The 17,408-nt window shown below is 74.3% G+C and carries 16 protein-coding genes; 3 read left to right on the top strand and 13 right to left on the bottom strand.

What is annotated here, in order from left to right:
* Window positions 1–11 precede the first annotated feature (11 nt).
* The gene (locus ABTX81_RS08040; RefSeq protein WP_350542373.1) at window positions 12–962 is read right to left on the bottom strand and encodes a DMT family transporter; all 951 of its coding nucleotides are present in this window, start codon (window positions 960–962) and stop codon (window positions 12–14) included.
* Here ABTX81_RS08040 and ABTX81_RS08045 point away from each other — a divergent pair.
* Window positions 961–2,415, top strand: a complete 1,455-nt coding sequence (locus ABTX81_RS08045) for an aminotransferase-like domain-containing protein (RefSeq protein ID WP_350542374.1) — start codon at window positions 961–963, stop codon at window positions 2,413–2,415. The two genes, ABTX81_RS08040 and ABTX81_RS08045, sit on opposite strands and share 2 nt — an antisense overlap.
* Window positions 2,416–2,421: 6 nt before the next feature.
* On the opposite strand, the gene htpX is transcribed toward ABTX81_RS08045, so the two are convergent.
* From htpX to ABTX81_RS08100, 11 genes are all read right to left on the bottom strand, one after another.
* On the bottom strand, window positions 2,422–3,285 hold the full coding sequence (gene htpX / locus ABTX81_RS08050; RefSeq protein WP_350542375.1) for a zinc metalloprotease HtpX: 864 nt from the start codon (window positions 3,283–3,285) through the stop codon (window positions 2,422–2,424).
* A gap of 161 nt (window positions 3,286–3,446) precedes the next feature.
* The gene (locus ABTX81_RS08055) at window positions 3,447–5,042 is read right to left on the bottom strand and encodes an NADH-quinone oxidoreductase subunit N (RefSeq protein ID WP_350542376.1); all 1,596 of its coding nucleotides are present in this window, start codon (window positions 5,040–5,042) and stop codon (window positions 3,447–3,449) included.
* A 2-nt stretch (window positions 5,043–5,044) separates the two neighbouring features.
* The gene (locus tag ABTX81_RS08060; protein WP_350542377.1) at window positions 5,045–6,601 is read right to left on the bottom strand and encodes a complex I subunit 4 family protein; all 1,557 of its coding nucleotides are present in this window, start codon (window positions 6,599–6,601) and stop codon (window positions 5,045–5,047) included.
* Between the two features lie 56 nt (window positions 6,602–6,657).
* Window positions 6,658–8,679, bottom strand: a complete 2,022-nt coding sequence (locus ABTX81_RS08065; RefSeq protein ID WP_350542378.1) for an NADH-quinone oxidoreductase subunit 5 family protein — start codon at window positions 8,677–8,679, stop codon at window positions 6,658–6,660.
* Complete coding sequence (gene nuoK, locus ABTX81_RS08070) at window positions 8,676–9,053, bottom strand: NADH-quinone oxidoreductase subunit NuoK (RefSeq protein ID WP_350542379.1); 378 nt, start codon at window positions 9,051–9,053, stop codon at window positions 8,676–8,678. Before nuoK ends, ABTX81_RS08065 begins: the two co-directional genes overlap by 4 nt.
* Window positions 9,053–9,766 carry an NADH-quinone oxidoreductase subunit J family protein gene (locus ABTX81_RS08075; RefSeq protein WP_350542380.1) on the bottom strand — a complete coding sequence of 238 codons (714 nt, stop codon included), beginning with the start codon at window positions 9,764–9,766 and terminating at the stop codon, window positions 9,053–9,055. Before ABTX81_RS08075 ends, nuoK begins: the two co-directional genes overlap by 1 nt.
* Window positions 9,763–10,365, bottom strand: a complete 603-nt coding sequence (locus tag ABTX81_RS08080; protein WP_350542381.1) for a NuoI/complex I 23 kDa subunit family protein — start codon at window positions 10,363–10,365, stop codon at window positions 9,763–9,765. The genes ABTX81_RS08075 and ABTX81_RS08080 overlap by 4 nt, the downstream gene beginning before the upstream one ends.
* Entirely contained in the window at window positions 10,362–11,321 is a 960-nt protein-coding gene (locus ABTX81_RS08085) for a complex I subunit 1/NuoH family protein (RefSeq protein WP_425554840.1), read from the bottom strand. Before ABTX81_RS08085 ends, ABTX81_RS08080 begins: the two co-directional genes overlap by 4 nt.
* The gene (locus ABTX81_RS08090; protein WP_350542382.1) at window positions 11,318–12,415 is read right to left on the bottom strand and encodes an NADH-quinone oxidoreductase subunit C; all 1,098 of its coding nucleotides are present in this window, start codon (window positions 12,413–12,415) and stop codon (window positions 11,318–11,320) included. Before ABTX81_RS08090 ends, ABTX81_RS08085 begins: the two co-directional genes overlap by 4 nt.
* A complete protein-coding gene (locus ABTX81_RS08095; protein WP_350542383.1) occupies window positions 12,412–13,083 on the bottom strand; it encodes an NADH-quinone oxidoreductase subunit B in 672 nt (223 codons plus the stop codon). Before ABTX81_RS08095 ends, ABTX81_RS08090 begins: the two co-directional genes overlap by 4 nt.
* Entirely contained in the window at window positions 13,074–13,490 is a 417-nt protein-coding gene (locus ABTX81_RS08100; protein ID WP_350542384.1) for an NADH-quinone oxidoreductase subunit A, read from the bottom strand. Before ABTX81_RS08100 ends, ABTX81_RS08095 begins: the two co-directional genes overlap by 10 nt.
* A gap of 297 nt (window positions 13,491–13,787) precedes the next feature.
* Between ABTX81_RS08100 and ABTX81_RS08105 the strand changes: the two genes are divergently transcribed.
* Window positions 13,788–14,978 carry a sensor histidine kinase gene (locus ABTX81_RS08105; protein WP_350542527.1) on the top strand — a complete coding sequence of 397 codons (1,191 nt, stop codon included), beginning with the start codon at window positions 13,788–13,790 and terminating at the stop codon, window positions 14,976–14,978.
* A 97-nt stretch (window positions 14,979–15,075) separates the two neighbouring features.
* Here the strand turns inward: ABTX81_RS08105 and ABTX81_RS08110 are convergent, their stop codons facing one another.
* On the bottom strand, window positions 15,076–16,233 hold the full coding sequence (locus tag ABTX81_RS08110; protein ID WP_502892722.1) for a S1C family serine protease: 1,158 nt from the start codon (window positions 16,231–16,233) through the stop codon (window positions 15,076–15,078).
* A gap of 154 nt (window positions 16,234–16,387) precedes the next feature.
* On the opposite strand from ABTX81_RS08110, the gene galE reads away from it, so the two are divergent.
* Window positions 16,388–17,371, top strand: coding sequence for a UDP-glucose 4-epimerase GalE (galE, locus tag ABTX81_RS08115; RefSeq protein ID WP_350542385.1), 984 nt, complete (start codon window positions 16,388–16,390; stop codon window positions 17,369–17,371).
* The last annotated feature ends 37 nt before the right edge of the window (window positions 17,372–17,408 follow it).

The following is a 17,408-nucleotide window of genomic DNA, read 5'->3' on the forward strand; positions in this document are numbered from 1 at the left end:
GCCGCGCGCCGTCAGGTCCGGGCCCGCTGGGTGAGCGCGATGCAGAGCAGCACCACCACCGCCGTCACGGGCGCGGCGGCCGGCAGCTCCTCCCCGAGCAGCAGCACCGACCAGCCGAGCGTGATCAGCGGCTGGGCCAGCTGGAGCTGGCTCGCCCTCGGCACCCCGATCAGCGCCATCCCCCGGTACCAGACCACGAACCCGCCGAACTGCGAGACCGCGGCCGTGTACAGCAGCCCGGCCACCGCCTTCGCCCCCGGCCCGCCGGGCGGCAGCGGCTCGGCCGGCAGCGCCAGCGCCGTGGCCAGCGCGGTGACCGGCAGCGCGGCGACCACCGCCCAGCCGATCACCTGCCAGCCGGGCAGCTCCCGGGAGATCCGCCCGCCCTCCGCGTACCCGGCCGCGCAGACCAGCAGCGCCGCGAACAGGTAGAGGTCGGCGAGGCCGGGCCGTCCGTGGCTCTGCACCAGGGTGAACCCGAGCACCGCGACCGCCCCGGTCAGCGCCGCGCCCCAGAACAGCCTTGACGGACGCCGGCCGTCCCGGCGCGCCCGTACGGCGGCGAAGGCGGCGGTGGCCAGCGGCAGCAGGCCGATGACGACGGCCGAGTGCGCGGTCGAGGAGGTGCGCAGGGCCAGCGTGGTGAGCAGGGGGAAGCCCAGCACGCAGCCGGCCGAGACCACCAGCAGTCCGGGCCAGTGGCGGCGCGCGGGCGGCGGGACGCGGGCGGCCGCCAGGCAGAGTGCGGCGAGCACGCCGGCCAGCAGGCCGCGCAGCCCGGCGGCCGTCCAGGGTCCGAAGCCGGTCAGCGCCCAGGCGGTGGCGGGGAAGCTGAAGGAGAAGGAGAGGACGCCCAGGGCGGCCGGCACCGTGCCCGAGGCACGGGGGGCGGCGGGGGCGGGCGCCGTAGCGGGCCGGGCCGCTACCGCCGGAGAAGTGGTAGCGCTATCTTGTGCTCTCATGAACGAGCGTAGCAGTGTGGCCGAACTCGCCGACAGCCTGCGCCGCGAGGTGGAGCGCTACCCGGAGGGGCGGAAGCTGCCGTCGAGCCGGGCCCTGATGGAACGCCACCAGGTCAGCCCGGGCACGGTCTCCCGCGCCATCGCCGTGCTGGCCGCCGAGGGCCTGGTGGTCTCCCGGCCGGGCGCCGGGGTGTTCCGGGCGGCGGCCTTCGCGGGCGGCCCGGGCGCCAGGACGTCCGCCGCCGCCCGCCCCGGCGACCTCTCCTGGCAGCAGATTGCGCTCAGCGCCGAGACCGGCCCGCGCGATCTGCTGGCCGACCCGGTCTTCGCCACCCTGCGCGTGCCGCCGCCGGACGTCGTCGACCTCAACAGCGGCTACCCGCACGCCTCGCTGCTGCCCGAACGCCTGCTCGCCGCCGCCCTCGGCCGGGCCGGGCGACGGCCCGGCGCCTGGGAGCGCCCGCCCACCGACGGCCTCACCGAACTGCGCGGCTGGTTCGCCCGTGACATCGGCGGCCACGGCGGGCCGATCGCCACCGGGGACGTGCTGATCACCTCCGGCGGGCAGGGCGGGCTCACCGTCGCGATGCGCTCGCTCGCCGCGCCCGGCGCGCCGGTCCTGGTGGAGTCGCCGACGTACCCGGGGATCCTGGCGGTCGTCCAGGCGGCGGGGCTGCGGCCCGTCCCGGTGCCGGTCGACGCCGACGGCGTCCGCACCGACCTGCTGGCGGACGCCTTCGCGGCGACCAGGGCGCGGGTCTTCGTCTGCCAGCCGCTGTTCCAGAACCCGACCGGCGCGGTGCTCTCCCCCGAGCGGCGGGCCGAGGTGCTGCGGATCGCCCGGACGGCGGGGGCGTTCGTGGTCGAGGACGACTTCTCCCGGCTGCTGGTCCACCCCGACGCCCCCGCGCTGCCGCGCCCGCTCGCCGCCGACGACCGCGACGGGGTGGTGGTGCACCTGCGTTCGCTGACCAAGGCCGCCTCGCCGAACCTGCGGGTCGGCGCGCTCACCGCGCGCGGGCCTGCGCTCGCCCGGCTGCGGGCCACCCAGGTGGTGGACACCTTCTTCGTGCCCCGGCCGTTGCAGGAGGCGACCCTGGAGCTGGTCGCCGACCCCGGCTGGGCGCGCCATCTGCGGGCGCTCGGCACCGAGCTGCGCGACCGCCGCAGCGCCGCCGTCGCCGCGCTGCACCGCGAGCTGCCGGGCATGCTCGGCATGTACCGGCCCGGCGGCTACCACCTGTGGCTGCGGCTGCCGGACGGCGTCGACGACGGCGCCGTCACCGCCGCCGCGATGCGGGCCGGCGTCCAGGTGACGCCCGGCCGCCCGTACCACGCGGCCGAGCCGCCGGCCCCGCACCTGCGGCTGAGCTACGCGGCCGCCGAGAGCTCCGCCCAGGTGGCGGAGGGCGTCCACCGGCTGCGGCGGGCCGTCGAGGAGGTCACCGGCTGAGGCGTCCTACCGCCGGTAGCCGGCCATCCGCTCCAGCCGGGCGATCCGCTCGGCCATCGGCGGGTGGGTGGAGAAGAGCTTCGCCCCGGCCTCGCCCGGCCGGAACGGGCTGGCGATCATCATGTGGCTGGCGGTCTGGATCTGCGGCTCCGGAGGCAGCGGCAGCTGCCGGGTGCCGGCGTCCAGCTTGCGCAGCGCGCTCGCCAGGGCGAGCGGGTCGCCGGTGATCCGGGCACCGTCGGCGTCGGCCTGGTACTCCCGGGAGCGGCTGACGGCCAGCTGGATCAGCGAGGCCGCGACCGGGCCCAGGATCATGATCGCGAGCATCCCGAACAGGCCCGGGCCGTCGTCGTCCTCGCCGCGGCCGAACGGGATCAGCCAGGCGAAGTTCACCAGGAACATCACCACCGAGGCGAGCGCCCCGGCCACCGAGGAGATCAGGATGTCCCGGTTGTAGACGTGGCTCAGCTCATGGCCGAGGACCCCGCGCAGCTCGCGCTCGTCGAGCAATTGGAGGATGCCGTCGGTGCAGCAGACCGCCGCGTTGCGCGGGTTGCGGCCGGTGGCGAAGGCGTTCGGGGCCGGGGTCGGCGAGATGTAGAGGCGGGGCATCGGCTGGCGGGCCGCGGTGGAGAGCTCGCGGACGATCCGGTACAGCTGCGGGGCCTCGATCTCGCTCACCGGGCGGGCGCGCATGGCGCGCAGGGCGAGCTTGTCGCTGTTCCAGTAGGCGTAGGCGTTGGTGCCGAGGGCGACCAGCAGGGCGATCACGAAGCCCGTGCGGCCGAAGAAGCTGCCGATCACCAGGATCAGCGCCGAGAGGCCGCCCAGCAGGGCGGCGGTCCTCAGTCCGTTGTGCCGGCGGTGCACGGCTGGCCCTCCAATGGTGCGTGGGGAAGCCCTTTCTGCCTCGTCCCTCCTGCCCGCTCAACGGGCGGGGCCCGGGGCCTTGTTCCCTTGTGACCAGCGCGACACCCGGCCGGGTGACCCACCCGCACCGCCCGCCACCTCGGCACATGCCCGCGCCGGGGTCAGAACAGCGAGCCGCCGACCACCTGGAGGACCAGCTGCGGGGCCACCGAGAGCACCACCGCCGCCGAGGCGGTGAGCCCCAGGGTGGCGGTCAGCGACACCGGCAGGCGCCGTTCGGGCGCCGGAGCCCCGGCCGGCTCCTCCGCCGGGGCCACCGGGGCGAAGAGCCGGGCGGTCCAGAGCAGGTAGTAGTACAGGGCGACGACCACATTGACGGCCATCACCACGGCAAGCCAGCCGAGACCGGCGTCGACGGCGGCGCGGAACACCACCACCTTGCCGAACAGGCCGATCACGCCCGGCGGCAGTCCGGCCAGGCAGAGCAGGAAGAACGCCAGCGCCAGCGCCGTCCAGCGGTTGCGGGCGAACAGGCCGCGGAAGTCGTCCACGCTGGTCCCGGCCCGGCGGCCGACCGCCGCCACCACGCCGAAGGCGCCGAGGTTGACCACGCCGTAGATCAGCGCGTACGCGGCGGTGGCGCCCAGCGGGTCGGTCGTGGTGGGCGCGTAGCCGGCCGCGGCCAGCGGCACCAGCAGGTAGCCGGCCTGGCCCACCGAGGACCAGGCGAGCAGCCGGACCGCGCTGTGGCGGGTGTCGAAGCGCTGGCGCAGCGCGCCCACGTTGCCGACCGTCATGGTGACGGCGGCCAGCACCGCGAGCGCCAGGCCCCAGGTGTGCGCGTACGGGCGGAAGGCGATCGTGGTGGCCAGCGCCAGGCCGGCCAGGCCGGCCGCCTTGCCGACCACCGAGAGGTAGCCGGCCACCGGCAGCGGGGCGCCGGTGTAGGTGTCCGGCACCCAGAAGTGGAACGGGACGGCGGCGACCTTGAAGGCGAAGCCGACCAGGGTGAGCACGGCACCCGCCTCGGCCAGCGGCTTGAGCTGCGCGGGCGCCTGCTCCAGGCCGGTGGCGACGGCGCCCAGGTGCAGGCTGCCGCTCGCCGCGTAGACGAAGCCGACGCCGAGCAGCATCACGGCGGTCGCGGTGACCGAGGAGAGGAAGAACTTCAGCGCGGCCTCGGCGCCCCGGCCGTCCCGGCGCAGCGCGACCAGGGCGAAGGCGGGCAGCGAGGCCACCTCCAGAGCGATCACCAGGGTGGCGAGGTCGCGCGAGGCGGGCAGCAGGGCGGCGCCGGTGGCGCTGGCGAGCAGCAGGAACCAGTACTCGCCGCCGGGCAGCTTCTCGTCCTCGACGGTGTGCACGGACAGCAGGGCGGCGATCAGCGCGCCGCCGAGCGCGAGCAGCTGGAAGACCAGGGCGAAGTGGTCGGCGACGTAGGAGCAGCCGCCGTTGTCGGTGGCCCCTGTTACGTTCTGCGCACAGAAGGTGGCCCGGGGTGATCCACCGGTGAGCGGGAGGAGCGAGATGAGCGCGAGGGCGAGTCCGGCGGCGGTGAGCCGGCCCAGCCACTTCTTGTGCTGCGCGGGCAGGAAGAGGTCGGTGACCAGCACCACGAGGGCGGCCAGTGCGGCGATCAGCGGGGGCGCGATCGCCACCCAGTCCACGGACTGGATCAGGCTGCCCGGGTTGGCGACGGCGAGGGAGGTCACAGTGGTCTGCCCCGTGGAGTGAGGTCCGAGTGCGGTGCCGAGCATGATCAGCCACCCCCGAGGAGGTGTTTGACGGCGGGGTCGGAGAGGCCGAGCAGCAGCGCGGGCCAGAGCCCGGCGAGCAGGGTGAGGGCGGCCAGCGGCGTCCAGCTGACGGCCTCGTACGGGCGCAGGTCGGCGAGCTCGGCCACCGGGGCGGGCTGCTTCGGGTCGCCCATGCAGACGCGCTTGACCACGATCAGCAGGTACGCGGCGGTGAGGAGGGTGCCGAGGCCGGCCAGGACCATGTAGGTGACGAACGCGGGGCGCGAGAGGCCGTCGGCCGGGTCGAACGCGCCGAACATCGCGAGCAGCTCGCCCCAGAAGCCGGCCAGCCCGGGCAGGCCGAGGCTGGCGACGGCGGCGAAGGCGAGCAGCGCGCCGAGTCGCGGTGCCCGCCCGTAGAGGGCGGCGCCGGTGGCGCCGGAGAGGGTGTCGAGGTCCGCCGTGCCGTAGCGGTCCTTGAGCGCCCCGACGACGAAGAACAGCAGGCCGGTGATCAGGCCGTGCGCGATGTTGGCGAACAGCGCGCCGTTGACGCCGACCGGGGTGAGGGAGGCGATGCCCAGCAGGACGAAGCCCATGTGGCCCACGGAGGAGTAGGCGATCAGGCGCTTGAGGTCGCCCTTGGCGCCGGGGCGGGCGAGCGCGAGACAGGCCAGCGAGCCGTAGACGATGCCGACGGCGGCGAACGCGCCCAGGTAGGGGGCGAGCGTCGTGGTGCCGTCGGGCACGACCGGGAGGAGGACGCGGACCAGGCCGTAGGTACCCATCTTCAGCAGGACGCCGGCGAGCAGCACGGAGCCGACGGTCGGGGCCGCCGTGTGCGCGTCCGGGAGCCAGCTGTGCAGCGGCCAGGCGGGGGCCTTGACCGCGAGCCCGACCATGATCGCCAGCGCGGCGATCACCTGGGTGGAGTGGCTCAGGCCGGAGCCGTGGGCGGCGGCGAGGGCCTGCATGTCGAAGGTGCCCGCCCTGACCCCGACCAGCAGGAAGCCGAGCAGCATCACGGCCGAACCGAGCAGCGTGTACAGGATGAACCGGTTGGCGGCCGGCACCTTCGCGCCGCTGCCCCAGCGGGCGATCAGGAAGTACATCGGGATCAGCACGATCTCGAAGGCCAGGAAGAAGAGCAGGAGGTCCAGCACCGCGAAGGTGGCGAGCATGCCGACTTCGAGGAGGAGGAACAGCCCGACGAAGGACCGGGCCGAGGGCACTCCGTCACCGGACGGCAGCCGCCGCTCGGAGTACAGCGCGCAGAGGAAGGTGAGCAGCGAGGTCAGGACGATCAGCGGCAGCGAGACGCCGTCCACCCCGAGGTGGAGGCGCACGCCGATGGCCGGGATCCAGGACACGTCGGTGGTGGCCTGCATCCGGGCGGGCTCGTCGTGGTCGAAGCCGGCGGCCAGGACGACGGTGAGCACCAGGACGGCGCCGGTCACCGCGCTGCCGAAGCGCAGCGCGCGCCGGTCGGCGGCGGCCGGGTCGGCGCCGAAGACCGGGGCCAGCGTGAGCGCGGCGCCGACCAGCGGCAGCACCAGGAGGGCGATGAGGACCGCGTTCATCGGGGGCTCCTAGCAACAACCACGACGGCGGACGGGGAAGGGAGGTACGGCATCGACTACACCGCCACCAGGACGGCCAGCAGGACGACGCCGGCGAGCAGCGCGCTGAGGTAGGTCTGCGCGTTGCCGGTCTGGGCGAGCCGCACGGCGCGGCCGAGCAGGCCTGCCCCGGCGCCGGCGCCGCGCACGTACGTCTCCACGACCTCGCGGTCGAGGAAACGGACCAGCCGGGCGGCGGCCTCGACCGGGCGGACGAACAGCGCGCTGTAGAGCCGGTCGACGCCGAAGCCGTGCCGGGCCGGGTCGAACAGCGGGCCGAGCAGGGCGCGCCCGGGGTCGGCGACGACCACCTCGGCGGCCGGGGCTCCGGCCTGCTCGGACACCCGGGCGGTGGCGGAGCGCCACGCCCCGTAGGCCAGCAGCGCGCCGATCACCGCGAGGCCGGTGCCGATCACGGCGGTGACCGCGGAGGGCCGCAGCGAGCCGCCGTCCAGCAGCGCGGGCAGCCAGTCCGAGCGCAGGCCGGCGATGCCGAAGCCCATGGTCGGCACGGCCAGCACCCAGAGTGGCCAGCGCATCGCGGGCGGCTCGGCGACGGCCGGGTCGGCCTCGTCCGGCTCGGGCGAGTACGGCGCGCCCGCCTCGTGGTCGTCGACGACCGTGCCCCGGTCGGCGGCGGGCAGCACCGCGGGCGCCGCCGCGGCCGCGCCCGCCGGGCTGTGGAAGGCCACCAGGAACAGCCGGGCCGCGTAGGCCGCCGTGAGCAGCGCGGTGAGTCCGGCCGAGATCAGCACGATCCAGCCGGCCGCCTGCGGCACCGCCGAGGCGGGGCCGAGGCCGTTGGTCAGCGCCTCGCCGTTGGCGGCGTGCTCGGCGGCGGTCAGCACCGCCTCCTTGCTGAAGAAGCCGGCGAACGGCGGCAGGCCGACCAGGGCGACCAGCGCGATGCCCATCGTCCAGTAGGCGTCCGGGACGCGCTTGCGCAGCCCGGGGATCCGGGACATCGCGGAGATCGAGTTGGTGTGCGCGGCGTGGATCACCACACCGGCCGCGAGGAACAGCAGCGCCTTGAACGCGCCGTGGCTGACCAGGTGGAAGACCGAGGCCTGGCGGTCGCCGCTGGCCAGCGCGCCGGCCATGTAGCCGAGCTGGCCGACGGTCGAGTAGGCCAGCACCCGTTTGAGGTCGTCCTGGGCGAGCGCGCAGAGCGCCGAGCCGATCATCGTCACCGCGGCCATCACCGCCAGCACGACCAGCGCCGCGCCGGAGAGCAGGAAGACCGGCAGCAGCCGGGCCACCAGGTAGATGCCGGCCGCGACCATGGTGGCGGCGTGGATCAGCGCGGAGACCGGCGTGGGGCCGGCCATCGCGTCCGGGAGCCAGGTGTGCAGCGGGAACTGCGCGCTCTTGCCGGCCACCCCGGCCAGCAGCAGCAGCGCGACCAGCGTCGGGTGGCCGAGCCGCCCCTCGGTGGCGGCCCGCAGCACGTCCTCGATCCGGAAGCTGCCGGCGTCGGCGCCGAGCAGGAAGACGCCGAACAGGAACGGCACGTCGCCGAGCTTGGTGACCAGGAAGGCCTTCAGCGAGGCGGAGCGGGCGTCCTCGGTCTCCCAGTGGTGGCCGATCAGGAAGTACGAGCAGATGCCCATGACCTCCCAGCCGACCAGCAGCACGACCAGGTCGCCGGAGTAGACGACCAGGAACATCGCCGCCGTGAACAGCGAGACCAGCGCCGCGTACGAGGGGTAGCGCGGGTCGTCCTTGAGGTACGCGGTCGAGTAGACCTGCACACAGGTGGCGACCAGCCCGACCAGCACCGAGATCAGCGAGCTGAAGCCGTCCAGGTGGATCGCGAGCGCGATGTCCGGTCCGCCGGTCGGGGTGAGCCGGGTGGCGGCGTCCAGCGCCTGGCCACTGCCGAGCTGGATCGCGACGACCAGCGCGAGCACCGCCGAGACGGCGACCGGCACGATCGCCAGCGGCCGGGCGAGGCCGGGCGCCCGCTTGCCGGTGGCCAGGGTGGCCGCCGCGCCGAGCGCGGGCAGCGCGGGGACGAGGGCGGGCAGGGCGAGGTTCATGCGGCGGCCTGGCCCTTCAGCGCCTCGGCTCCGGCCGGCGCCGGCTCGGCCTCGGTGGTGGACTCGGCCGGGTCGCCGAGCGCGGTGACCCGGTCGATGTCCGCCGTGCCCCGGGCCCGGAACAGCAGCAGGACGATGGCGAGCCCGAGGCCGATCTCGGCGGCGGCGACGGTGATGGTGAACAGGGTCAGCGCCTGCCCGGCGTGCAGCGAGTCGCGCAGCCAGGCGTCGAAGGCGACGAGGTTGAGGTTGACGGCGTTGAGCATCAGCTCGACGGACATCAGCACCAGGATGACGTTGCGCCGGGCGAGCACGCCGTAGACACCGACGCTGAACAGCAGCGCGGCGAGGACGACGGGGTAGGCGAGGTGCATCAGCCCTCCTGCTCGGTGGTGGTCGGAGCAGGCGCGGCCCCGGACCCGGCCCCGGCCCCGGCCCCGGGGGCGGTCTGGGCGACCGTCCCGTTGGAGCCCACCGGCCGTCCGGCCCGGATCCGCCCGGCCCGGGGCACCGGAACCCGCCGCCGGTTGCCGCGCGACAGCACGATCGCGCCGACCAGCGCGGCCAGTAGCAGCACCGAGAGCGCCTCGAAGGGCAGCACCCAGGTCCGGAACAGGCTCTCACCGGTCGCGGCGGCCGAACCGCCGCCCGCGCCGAGGTCGATCCAGGACGTCCGGAAGGCGTCCACGACCAGCGTGACCAGCGTCCCGGCCGAGGCCAGCGCGACCACCAGGGCGACCCAGCGGTTCTTGGAGTCGGCGTCCGGCGAGCGCCCGATCGGCGCCTTGGTGAGCATCAGCCCGAACAGGACCAGCACGACCACCGAGCCGAGGTAGATCAGCACCTGCACCCAGGCGATGAACTCGGCGGTGAGCAGCAGGAACTCCACCGCCAGCCCGCCGAGCGCGACCACCAGCCAGAGCGCGGCGTGCACCAGCTGCTTGGTGGTGACGGCGACCAGGGCCGAGCCGAGCACGGCGATGCCGACCAGCAGGAAGACGATCTCCACCCCGGTCGGGGAGAGGAAGGAGCGCGCGGCCGGGTCCAGCGACCCGGTCGCGGCGAGCAGCGTGGCGGCGCCCTTCACGCGTCACCACCGTCCTCCGCCGGCTCGGCGGTGGCTGCGGCCTCTGCGGCCTCTGCGGCCTCGGCGGACGCCTTGGCCGCGGCGGCGGCCAGCTTGTCGGCGGCCTTGCGCGCGGTGGCGATCTCCTTGGGCTCCTCGGCCGCCGGGTCCAGCGCCGGCGGCACCGGCACCGTCCACATCCACTCCCGCAGCCGGTCCCGCTCGTGGGTCAGCTCCAGGATGTCGGTCTCCGCGTACTCGAACTCGGGCGACCAGAACAGCGCGTCGAACGGGCACACCTCGATGCAGATCCCGCAGTACATGCAGAGCGAGAAGTCGATGGCGAACCGGTCCAGCACATTGCGGGTGCGGGCGCGCGCGTTCGGGTCGGCGGCCGGCAGCGTCTCCTTGTGGGAGTCGATGTAGATGCACCAGTCCGGGCACTCACGGGCGCAGAGCATGCAGACCGTGCAGTTCTCCTCCAGCAGCGCGATCACGCCGCGCGACCGCGGCGGGAGGCTCGGCTGCACGTCGGGGTACTGCGCGGTGACGCTCTTCCTCGTCATCGTCCGCAGGGTGACGGCCAGGCCCTTGGCCAGGCCCGCGCCGGGGAAACTCATGAGATCGCCACCTTGATGATGCCGGTGAGGGCCAGCTGGACGAGCGCGAGCGGGATCAGCGCCGTCCACGCGAAGCGCATCAGCTGGTCCTCGCGCAGCCGGGGGTAGGTGACCCGCAGCCAGATCACCACGAAGGCCAGCGCGAAGGTCTTCAGCAGGGTCCACAGCCAGCCGAGCTGGTCCGGCAGCGGGCCGTGCCAGCCGCCGAGGAAGAGCACCGCGGTCAGCGCGGAGACCACCAGGATGCCCGCGTACTCGGAGAGCAGGAACAGCGCGAAGCGCAGGCCGGTGTACTCGGTGTACGCGCCGAAGATGATCTCGGAGTCGGCGACCGGCATGTCGAACGGCGGGCGCTGCAGCTCGGCCAGGCCGGCCGTGAAGAAGACGAATCCGCCGATCAGCTGCCACGGGATCCAGTACCACTCCCAGGCGTCCATGATCCCGGGCAGCGAGAGCGTCCCGGCGGCCATCGCGACGGAGGCGGCGGCGAGCACCATCGGCAGCTCGTAGGACATCAGCTGCGCGGCCGTCCGCAGACCGCCGAGCAGCGAGAACTTGTTGGCCGACGCCCAGCCGGCCATCAGCTTGCCGATCACGCCGACGCCCATGACGGCGAGCACGAAGAACAGGCCGGCGTCCACCGCCTGCCCGACGAAGCCGCCCGGCCCGACCGGGATCGCCAGCAGCACCAGCAGGTACGGCAGCAGCGAGACGGCGGGCGCCAGCTGGAAGATCCGCCGGTCCGCGCCGGCCGGGACGATGTCCTCCTTCTGGGCGAACTTCACGCCGTCCGCGATCAGCTGCGCCCAGCCGTGGAAGCCGCCGGCGTACATCGGGCCGAGGCGGCCCTGCATGTGCGCCATCACCTTGTGCTCGGTCTGGCCGATGACCAGGGGGAGGGTGAGGAAGACGACCAGCGTGGCGACGCAGCGCAGCACCGTGTCGAACAGGTTCACGCGCCGTCTCCGTCCTGGCCGGCCGGCTCGGCCGGCGGCGTCTCGCTCGTCTTCTCCTCCGCGGCGGGCTCCTCGACGGCCGGCTGCTCGGCGGCGGGCTTCTCGGCCGCCGGCTTCTCGGCGGCCGGCCGCTCGGGCTCGTCGTGCGCCGGCACCGGGTTGTGCCACGGCGCGTCGGAGGACCGCGTACGGGCCGGCGCGGCGGCGGCCTCGCCGGGCGCCTGGCTCGCCGAGCCCTCGGAGACCGAACGCGTCCGCCGCGGCCGGTCCGCCCGCACCGCGGGCTTCTCCTCCGCCGGAGCGGCCCCGCCGGTCTCGGCAGCCCCGGCAGCCCCGGCGGCCCCGGTGGCCTCGACGGCGGCCTGGCTCGCCGAGCCCTCGGAGACCGACCTGGTCCGCCGCGGCCGGTCCGCCCGCACCGGGGCACCGCCCTCGGCACCCGCGGCCGCCGCCGCGCGCGGCGTACGGGCCGCACCGGCGGCACCGGCCGCCCGGGCCCCGCGCGCCGGGCGCTCGGCGACCGGCGGCAGGGTGCCCTTGAGCGGCCCCCACTCGTTCGGGTCCGGCACCCCGGCCGGCTGCATCTTGCGCCGCGCCGGCCCGTCGCCGTGGTCGGACTCGCCCGGCTCCTTGGCACCCGGCCAGGCCTTGGCGACCCGCGCCGCGAGCACGAACTCCTTGCGCAGCGGGTGCCCCTCGAAGCCGTCCGGCAGCAGCAGGGTGATCAGGTGGGGGTGCCCGGGGAAGTCGATGCCGAACATCTCGTGCGTCTCGCGCTCGTGCCAGGCGGCCCCGGCGTACACCGGGACGGCGGTCGGCAGCGCGGCCGCGTCGCGCGGCACCCGGGTGCGCAGCGCCAGGTGGCGCACGCCCGGGGCCTCGACGGCGGCGAGGTGGGCGACCACCGAGAAGCCCTCGGCGAGCTCGTCGACGGCGCTGAGCCAGTCGAAGAAGGTGAGGCCCAGGGTGTCCCGGGCGGCGGTGAGCGCCTCGATCCAGTGCTCCGCCGGCACGTCGACGGTGATCAGCCCGTACGCCTCGGCGCCGGTCGCCCACTCCCCGACCGACGCCGCGTACTGCTCGGCCGTGGTCACGAGACCCCTCCCTCGGCGGACGCGGAGCCGGTGGCACCGGCGGCACCGGGCCCGGGCACCGGCGGACGCCGCAGCGCCGCCGCGGGCGCGGTGTAGCGGCCGGGCAGCGACTCGGCCGCGATCTTCTCCTGGAGCTTGAGGATGCCCTGGAGCAGCGCCTCCGGGCGGGGCGGGCACCCGGGCACGTAGACGTCGACCGGGATGATCTGGTCGACGCCCTTGGTCACCGAGTAGGAGTCCCAGTAGGGCCCGCCGGAGTTGGAGCAGGCGCCGAAGGAGATGACGTACTTCGGCTCGGGCATCTGCTCGTAGAGGCGCTTGACGGCGGGCGCCATCTTGTCCGTCACCGTCCCCGAGACGATCATCAGATCGGCCTGCCGGGGGCCCGGCGCGAACGGGATGACACCCATCCGGATGAAGTCGTGCTTGGCCATCGAGGCCGCGATGAACTCGATCGCGCAGCAGGCCAGGCCGAAGTTGAAGCACCAGAGGCTGTAGCGGCGTCCCCAGTTGAGGACGACCTTCACCGGGTCCGGCGCCAGCCGGGCCAGCGGGCCGATGCCGCGCCGCTCGACGGCGGCACCGGGGCGCGACGGATCCGGCACGCCCAGCGGAACCGGGCCGCCGGAGGCGCCGTGCCCGTGCGAGTGGGTGTGCGTCACGTCCATTCCAGAACGCCCTTCTTCCAGGCGTAGAGCAGTCCGACCGCGAGGAAGCCGATGAAGACGAACATCTCGACCAGCGTCCCGGCGCCGTACCCGGCGGAGGCGAAGACGGTCGCCCACGGGAACAGGTAGATCGCGTCGACCGCGAAGATCACGTACAGGAAGGCGTAGACGTAGTAGCGGACCTGGGTGTGCGCCCAGTCCTCCCCCACCGGGTCCACGCCGCACTCGTAGGCGAGGAGCTTCTCCGGCGAGTACACCACCGGCCGCAGCAGGCGGTTCGCGGTGAACGCCACCGTCACGAAGAGCACGCCGACGACGGCGAGCAGGCCCATCGCGGCGTACGCGTCGAAGTAGCCGCTGCCGGCCGCCGGGTCGGCCGCGACCGAGGCCGCCTGCTGCCCCACCATGCCCTCGCCTCCACATCGGCCGCGGAACCCGCCCTCGGGGCGGTTCTACGACGTTCCTTTACACGCTCATAACCATCGCCAGTGCGTGAGTCTAAGTGCACGGCACCGGTGCCCGGCATCCTGCCCGGTCCGCAAGACGCCCGATGGACAACCGTGGACACCCGGCGCCCCGCACCGGGGTGGGGATAACCCCCGCCCCGGGAGACGTATCACCCCCATAGCCCCACCTACCCCGGACCGACCAAGCTAGAGGGCACAGCGCGACCGGAAAAAGGACGGTAGACCGAGATGAAGCGAATGGACGGCGCGGCCGAGGGCGCCGAGCGCACCCCGCTGTACGGCGCGCGGATGTGGCGGCAGGTCGGGCAGCTGCTGCTGAACCTGCCGCTCGGGATCGCCGGTTTCCTCTTCACGGTCGCGACGCTGTCGATCGGCCTCGCCCTGTCGGTCACCGTGATCGGCCTGCCGCTGCTCGCCGCCGGGCTGGCCGGCTGCCGGGCGACGAGCGGCTTCGCCCGCGGCCGGGCCCGGACGCTGTACGGCTCCGAGGTGCGCGAGCCGGAGCCGGTGCAGCGCCGCCGGCCGGGCATCACCGGCTTCGCGATCGCCCATCTGACCGACGCGCTCTCCTGGCGCTCGGCGCTCTACCACGTGCTGATGCTGCCCTGGGGCGTGCTGTGCTTCGCGCTGACGCTGATCTTCGTCCTGGTCGGCTGGCCGGCCCTGCCCTGGGCGATCCGCGCCCAGTCGGCGGTGGACCGGATGCTGGTGGAGACCCTGCTCTACCCGGGCGCGCTGTCCGAGCGGGTCCGCGAGCTGGAGGACGACCGCGGCACCGTGGTCGACACCGCCGCCGCCGACCTGCGCCGGATCGAGCGCGACCTGCACGACGGCGCCCAGGCCCGGCTGGTGGCGCTGGCGATGGACCTCGGCATGGCCAAGGAGCGGCTGCGGGAGACCGAGACGCCGGACGACGTGGCGGCCGCCGCGAAGATGGTCGACAACGCCCACGGCGAGGTGAAGCTGGCCCTGCAGGAGCTGCGCGACCTGGCCCGGGGCATCCACCCGGCGGTGCTCACCGACCGCGGCCTGGACGCGGCGCTCTCCTCGGTGGCGGCGCGCTGCACGGTACCGGAGGGGGTCAAGGTGCACGTCGACCTGAAGGCCCGGGACGGCAGCACCGAGCGGCCGGACTCGGCGGTGGAGGGCATCGCCTACTTCACGGTCAGCGAGCTGCTGACCAACATCTCCAAGCACTCCGGCGCCCGCTCCGCCACGGTGGACGTCTGGCGGGCCGCCGACCAGCTGATGCTGCTGGTCCAGGACAACGGCAAGGGCGGCGCGGCGCCCTACCCGGGCAGCGGCCTGGCCGGACTGGCCGAGCGGGTCCGCGCGGTGGACGGGGTGTTCCTGGTGGAGAGCCCGGAGGGCGGCCCGACCACGGTGACCGTCGAGCTCCCCTGGCGGACCCGCGCCGCCCGGCGCTGACGCCGGCGACCACGCCCCTTCGATCCCGGACGGCGGGCGGCTCCGCGGAACCCTTGCGCGGTCGTGCGGACCGCCCGCCGTCCGGGGGCTGATGGGGTCAGGGCGTCTCCAGGGTGCCCAGGGTGACCTCGGCGGTCTTGCTCCGGCCGTCCCGGCTGTAGGTGACGCTGACCTTGCTGCCCGGCGTGAGCGAGGCCAGCGCGGTGGTGAGCGAGTTCAGCGAGTCGACCGCGGTGTCGCCGATCCTGGTGATCACGTCGCCGACCTGGAGGCCCGCCGAGGCGGCCGGGCCGTCCGGCGTGACGGCGACCACCACGGCGCCGGCCGGCCGGAAGTTCTGGTCGAAGTAGGTCCGGGCGGTGATGCCGAGGGCGGCCCGGCCGGAGTTGGTGACCTTGCCGTCCTTGATCAGCTGGTCCGCGATGTTGGTCACGGTGGACGCCGGGATGGCGAAGCCGATGCCCGGGGCGGCGGCGCCGTTGGACTCCGGCTCGGTGGCGGCCAGCGTGTTGATGCCGATCACCTGGCTGTCCAGGTTGACCAGCGCGCCGCCGCTGTTGCCGGGGTTGATCGCGGCCGAGGTCTGCACCATGTTGCCGATGACGGCACCCGGCGAGCCCTGGGTGGGCGGCTCGGAGACGGTCCGGCCGGTGGCCGAGACGATGCCCTGGGTGACGCTGCTGGAGAGCCCGAGCGGGCTGCCCATGGCGAGGGTGATCTGGCCCAGCTCGACCTTGGTGGAGTCCCCGAAGGCGGCCGGCTTGAGGCCGTCCGGCGGGTTGCTCAGCTTGATCACCGCGAGGTCGGAGTCCGGGTAGCTGGCGACCAGGGCGGCGTCCAGCGGCTTGGTGCTGCCGGCCAGGGTGACGGTGAAGGCGGAGGCGGTGCCGACCACGTGGGCGTTGGTGACGATGTCGCCCTTGTCGTCGTAGACGATCCCGGAGCCCAGGCCGCTCGCGGTGGTGATCTGCACCACCGAGGGCAGGACGTCCTTGATCACCCGCTGGTAGTCGGACTGGAGCTGGTTGGCGCCGCCCGGCTGGGCGGGGCTGCCGGTGGCCGCGGCGGTGACCGCCGGGGAGCCGTTCCCCGGCGAGGACGCGTCCGAGGACGAGCCGCTGCTGCACCCGGCCAGCGCGAGCGCGGTCAGCGCGGCGACGGCCACCGGCGCGCGCAGCCGCCCGGTGGCCGCCCGGGGTCCGGTCGGGCGCGGTCCGGCCGGAATCGGACGGGTGGGCTCCTTCTTGCGGTTCACCGTGACGGCCTCCGGATTCCTCAGCGCGCGGCCACGACGGGCCGCTCGAACGCGACGCAGAGATCTTTGTCAGCATTTCACCGAAATGTCCGAATATCCCGCTCCGACGCGCCCGCGCCACCGCCGCGAAATCCGAACACCCTAGGATTCGGCCATGACTTGGTTGATCACCGGCGGTGCCGGTTACATCGGCGGGCACGTCGTGCAGCAGCTCCTCGACGCGGGCGAGCGCGTGGCCGTCCTGGACGACCTGAGCACCGGCGACCGGACCCGGCTGCCCGAGGGGGTCGCCCTGGTCGAGGGGTCGACCCTGGACCGGACCGTGCTGGACGCGGCCATTCGCGAGCACCGGGTGGAGGGCATCCTGCACTTCGCCGCCAAGAAGCAGGTCGGCGAGTCGGTCGAGCAGCCCTTCCTGTACTACCGGGAGAACATGATCGGCCTCCAGACCGTCCTGGAGGCCGCAGCCGAGGGCGGGGTCAAGCGCTTCCTCTTCTCCTCCTCCGCCGCCGTCTACGGCATGCCGGACGTCGACCTGGTGACCGAGTCGACCCCGTGCGCGCCGATGAGCCCGTACGGCGAGACCAAGCTGGCCGGCGAGTGGCTGGTGGCCGCGGCCGGCAAGGCGTACGGGATGTCCACCGTCGCGCTGCGCTACTTCAACGTGGCCGGCGCGGCCTCGCCGGAACTCTCCGACGCCGGTGTGTTCAACCTGATCCCGATGGTCTTCGAACGGCTCACCGCCGGTCAGGCCCCGCGGGTCTTCGGCGCCGACTACCCCACGCCGGACGGCACCTGCGTGCGCGACTTCATCCACGTCTCGGACATCGCCTCGGCCCACGTGGCCGCCGCGCGCCGGCTGGCGGCCGATCCGGCCGGCGAGGTCGCGCTGGTCCTCAACATCGGTCGCGGCGAGGGCGTCAGCGTCCGCGAGATGCTGGACATGATCGGCAAGGTCACCGGCTACGACACCACCCCCGAGATCACCCCGCGCCGGGCCGGCGACCCGGCCCGGGTGGTCGCCTCGGCCGACCTGATCCACCGCGAGCTGGGCTGGACCGCCCGGCACGGGGTGGAGTCCATGGTGGCCTCGGCCTGGGAGGGCTGGTGCAGCCGCCACCCGGAGGCCCGCAAGTAGCGCGACCGCGGCGGGGGCCCCGGGCCCCCGCCGCCCG

It is taken from the genome of Kitasatospora sp. NPDC097605 (assembly GCF_040302725.1).
Taxonomy (GTDB): domain Bacteria; phylum Actinomycetota; class Actinomycetes; order Streptomycetales; family Streptomycetaceae; genus Kitasatospora.

Coding starts and splice junctions, on each gene's coding strand:
- ABTX81_RS08045 (WP_350542374.1), top strand. CDS start 961: ATGAACGAGCGTAGCAGTGTGGCCGAACTCGCCGACAGCCTGCGCCGC.
- ABTX81_RS08040 (WP_350542373.1), bottom strand. CDS start 962: ATGAGAGCACAAGATAGCGCTACCACTTCTCCGGCGGTAGCGGCCCGG.
- ABTX81_RS08055 (WP_350542376.1), bottom strand. CDS start 5,042: ATGCTCGGCACCGCACTCGGACCTCACTCCACGGGGCAGACCACTGTG.
- ABTX81_RS08060 (WP_350542377.1), bottom strand. CDS start 6,601: ATGAACGCGGTCCTCATCGCCCTCCTGGTGCTGCCGCTGGTCGGCGCC.
- ABTX81_RS08065 (WP_350542378.1), bottom strand. CDS start 8,679: ATGAACCTCGCCCTGCCCGCCCTCGTCCCCGCGCTGCCCGCGCTCGGC.
- nuoK (WP_350542379.1), bottom strand. CDS start 9,053: ATGCACCTCGCCTACCCCGTCGTCCTCGCCGCGCTGCTGTTCAGCGTC.
- ABTX81_RS08080 (WP_350542381.1), bottom strand. CDS start 10,365: ATGAGTTTCCCCGGCGCGGGCCTGGCCAAGGGCCTGGCCGTCACCCTG.
- ABTX81_RS08095 (WP_350542383.1), bottom strand. CDS start 13,083: ATGGACGTGACGCACACCCACTCGCACGGGCACGGCGCCTCCGGCGGC.
- ABTX81_RS08100 (WP_350542384.1), bottom strand. CDS start 13,490: ATGGTGGGGCAGCAGGCGGCCTCGGTCGCGGCCGACCCGGCGGCCGGC.
- ABTX81_RS08105 (WP_350542527.1), top strand. CDS start 13,788: ATGGACGGCGCGGCCGAGGGCGCCGAGCGCACCCCGCTGTACGGCGCG.
- galE (WP_350542385.1), top strand. CDS start 16,388: ATGACTTGGTTGATCACCGGCGGTGCCGGTTACATCGGCGGGCACGTC.